The 876-nt window shown below is 50.9% G+C and carries 1 protein-coding gene; it reads right to left on the bottom strand.

What is annotated here, in order from left to right; translation table 11 throughout:
* Nucleotides 1-111: 111 nt before the first annotated feature.
* Nucleotides 112-672, bottom strand: a complete 561-nt coding sequence (locus CSZ94_RS29390; RefSeq protein ID WP_374703607.1) for an AAA family ATPase — start codon at nt 670-672, stop codon at nt 112-114.
* Between the last annotated feature and the right edge of the window lie 204 nt (nt 673-876).

The following is an 876-nucleotide window of genomic DNA, read 5'->3' as shown; positions in this document are numbered from 1 at the left end:
TCAAAAATCGGCCTGAAAAGTGGCTGAAAACTGCTTTTTAGGAAAAATGCGGCTTCCAGCCCGAAAAATTCGCATGTCTGGCGACAAAATCCGAAGGACTGGGGTCCTTTTTCAACACCCTGTTAAGTGGCGTTGACGATAGGGCTCTAGTCCTCGTTCCACTTCATCAATTACAGCTATCGGGCATCCATCTTGAAGGGAGGCCGCAATGCTTAAGGCTGCAAGTCGTCTAGTTCCAGCCCCCCAACTCAATATGGGCAAATTAACGTTATCCTTTTTTGCGGTGAGGCCCACCAACGCATTAACAGATAACCCAGCGGCACCAACGAAACCCAAGCTAAGCCCTGTTGGAAGCGTGGCGTTCCGAAAAATTGAATCTAAAGTCTCGAGTCTTATTTTCGCATCATCGTTGAGTGAGCTATGAACCGATGTTTGGCTCACTGAGTGGCCCAATTTGGCCCGAAGGCCCTTATCTCCCAAGTACCGGTCAAGAGCGCCACCCTGTACCAGTCGCAGGTCGCGGTCACTGCGTTCGTCTCCTGCGAGCTTGACTACCCCAATAGCACGCCGTAAAGCGGTCGGTAAGGAGATAACGGATTTATCTGGTTGTTCGATTTCGTAGAGCAGTTCTAAGTCGGAAGTGCCTCGGACCCGTAGAACATATGCCGCCATGTCGGTTTGGCTCGAACTTTCAATGTCTGGTAACACCACATTGGAGGGTGTAAATAATTTTGTGTAAACGGTCATTTGGCAGGACACTGCCGCCACCAAGGAGAAACAATGACCGTTGTAAAGCGTAACAAGCGGGCCAAGCCCGACCCGGAACTGCTCAAACTGGCCGACAGCTTGCTGGCCAACTACCAGAAGCCCGAGGAT

It is taken from the genome of Janthinobacterium sp. ROICE36, assembly GCF_002869965.1.
Taxonomy (GTDB): Bacteria; Pseudomonadota; Gammaproteobacteria; order Burkholderiales; family Burkholderiaceae_D; genus Janthinobacterium.
The sequence above is the reverse complement of the archived record's forward strand: the minus strand, read 5'-3'. Positions and strand labels throughout refer to the sequence as shown.

What these genes read in the sequence shown, in the direction of transcription:
- CSZ94_RS29390 (WP_374703607.1), bottom strand. Translation starts at nt 672, where the DNA reads ATGGCGGCATATGTTCTACGGGTCCGAGGCACTTCCGACTTAGAACTG.